This is a genomic window from Candidatus Accumulibacter vicinus, from assembly GCF_000584955.1.
Taxonomy (GTDB): domain Bacteria; phylum Pseudomonadota; class Gammaproteobacteria; order Burkholderiales; family Rhodocyclaceae; genus Accumulibacter; species Accumulibacter vicinus.
The window spans coordinates 134,332-136,770 of sequence record NZ_JDSS02000018.1; the positions used below are offsets into that span (position 1 = coordinate 134,332).

The following is a 2,439-nucleotide window of genomic DNA, read 5'->3' on the forward strand; positions in this document are numbered from 1 at the left end:
TGGCAACTCCTGAGACCGGAAAACCTGCGCTACCCCGGCGAGTATAGGTAGCCCCCGCAAGAGCCGTCAATTGCGTTAACAGTGGCGCTGGCTTCCGATTCTTGCCGGATCATTCCTCGCCAAGCATGCAGGCTATAATTGTGGGCTTTTCGCCGCATTGCTCAGCCACGTCGCTTCCTCTCGGCGACACTTTTCCGGAGAACAGAATGGATGATCCACAGGGTCTGCTGCCGCACATCTCATCCCTATTGGGCACTGGCGGCATCGTCGAGCTGTCGGCGGCGGCGGCCACCAGCTTTGCCTTGATCGCCGCCGCCGAAATCGGCGACAAGAGTCAACTGGTGTGCATGACCCTGGCCTCGCGGCATCGGCCGATGCCGGTGATGCTCGGTGCGCTGGCGGCCTTTTCGCTGCTCAACACCCTGGCCGTCGTTTTCGGCGCCGCCATTGCCAGCTGGTTGCCGGAATACGTGGTCAGTGCGACAGTGGCCATTCTCTTCGCCCTCTTCGGCATGCACGCGCTGCGCACCGAAGAGGACGACGAGGATGAGGAAATCGAGGAGAAGAGTGGTCATGGCATTTTCTTCACCACCTTCGTCTTGCTGACCGTGGCTGAATTTGGCGACAAGACGCAGCTCGCGGTCGTGGCCTTGAGCAGTGTGCACGCGCCGGCCGCGATCTGGCTCGGCGCCACCCTGGCGCTGGCCACCACTTCGGCATTGGGAATCCTGGCGGGCCGCACCATCCTGCAAAAAATTCCGCTGGCTCTGCTGCATCGGATCAGCGGCGCCTTCTTTCTGGTCCTGGCCGTGTTTGCCGCTTACCAGGCCTACACCACCTACCAGGCTGGCTAGAACGGGAGACACCGATGAGCGACGAAGCGGATCGGGCGTCGAATGGCGATCGGGAGACTCTTGTCCGGCTACCCGCGCGCGATCCTTACCTCGCGTCCAGAGGGTTCATCCTGCTCGCGGGCGTCATCCTGCCGGCCTTCACCCTCGCTTTTGAGGCCTATACCCAGGCCAGCGCCCAGTCGTTCTTCGACCCGATTCCGAGCCTTCCGCATGGCTTGCTGATTGCGCTGGTGCCGCTGGCCAATGCCTGGGTGCTGGTCGAGCTGGCACAGCCGTGTTCGCGCGCCAGCGCAGCGCTGGCCTGGCTGCAGTCGGTCGCAATGGGCATCGCCGCTTTCTACGCGCTGCTCTATCTGCCGCTGACGCCCTTCGCCCCGTTCATGGTCCTGTACTTCGGCATCGGCCTGCTGCCGTTGGCGCCGCTGTTGTCGCTGCTGGCGGCCTGGCGGGGACGCGTGCTGCTCAAGCGTCGCCTGACCGATCAGGGCAGCGCCCGGTTGCCGGCGGCGTGGCGGGGATGGGTCCTGGCCATGCTGGCCCTGATCGTCATCGACCTGCCGTTCACCCTGACGCGCCTCGGGATGCAGATGGCGACCAGTGCCCAACCGGAAACCCGACAGGCTGGCCTGCGCTGGCTGCGCGCGGTCGGGAACGAAGAAATGCTGCGGCATCTGTGCTATGCGCGCTCCGGCTTGTCCGCCGACCCGATCGGCCTGTTGCTCATCCTCGGCGATCCGGTCAACCTGATCGAGGCGAGAAAGGTCTATTACCAGGTCACCGGCCAGGCCTTCAACGACCTGCCGGAACCGGCCATCCGGGGTTTGCGCGACTGGCAGCAGGGTTTCGACCGCGACATCGGCGGCCGCGTCGTGGGTAGCCGCCTGACCGGCGTCAGTCTGACGGCTTCGCGCATCGACGGATCGGTCGATGCCAAGGCCAGCCTGGCCTATCTGGAATGGACGATGATCCTGCAGAACGATACGACGAGGCAGCAGGAAGGCCGGGCGCAGATCGCGCTGCCACCGGGCGCCGTGGTATCGCGCCTGACGCTGTGGATCGATGGCGAGGAGCGCGAGGCGGCCTTCGGTACCCGCGCCCGGACCCGGCAAGCCTACGAAAATGTGGTCCGCCGCCGCCAGGACCCGGTGCTGGTCACCACCGCCGGCCAGGACCGGGTGATGGTCCAGTTGTTTCCCATCCCGCCCAACGCTGGCGAGATGAAGATCCGCCTGGGCATCACCGTGCCGCTGCTGATCCGCGATGGCCAGCCGGCCAGACTGCAATTGCCGGCTTTTCGCGAGCGCAATTTCGACATCGGGCCGAAGCTTTTCCATTCCGTCTGGCTCGAAGCGGACTCGCCGCTGACCGGCACCGAGCCCTTGCGCCCGGAACGGGTCGCCGACGCCGGCCACGCCCTGCGCGGCGAGATCGACAACGAAAAACTGGGCAGCCGGACGACCTGGATCGACGTTCCCCGGAATCCGCTGCTGCACACCGTCTGGAGCGACGATGCCGGCGCCGGCCCCGGTCAGGTGATCGTCCAGCGCTACCAGGAACAGCCGGTGCAGCCGCCGCGGCGGCTGGC

2 protein-coding genes are annotated in these 2,439 nt (G+C 65.6%); both read left to right on the plus strand.

All coding sequences use genetic code 11. From position 1 onward, the window contains the following. Positions 1-206: 206 nt before the first annotated feature. Complete coding sequence (locus tag CAPSK01_RS05570; RefSeq protein ID WP_034923514.1) at positions 207-854, plus strand: TMEM165/GDT1 family protein; 648 nt, start codon at positions 207-209, stop codon at positions 852-854. 14 nt (positions 855-868) lie between these two features. Further along, the coding region (locus tag CAPSK01_RS05575) for a VIT domain-containing protein (protein WP_273703166.1) at positions 869-2,439 on the plus strand (1,571 nt) is incomplete at its 3' end.

Excerpts from the sequence above, each read along its gene's own strand:
- CAPSK01_RS05570 (WP_034923514.1), top strand. The coding sequence starts at position 207 with ATGGATGATCCACAGGGTCTGCTGCCGCACATCTCATCCCTATTGGGC.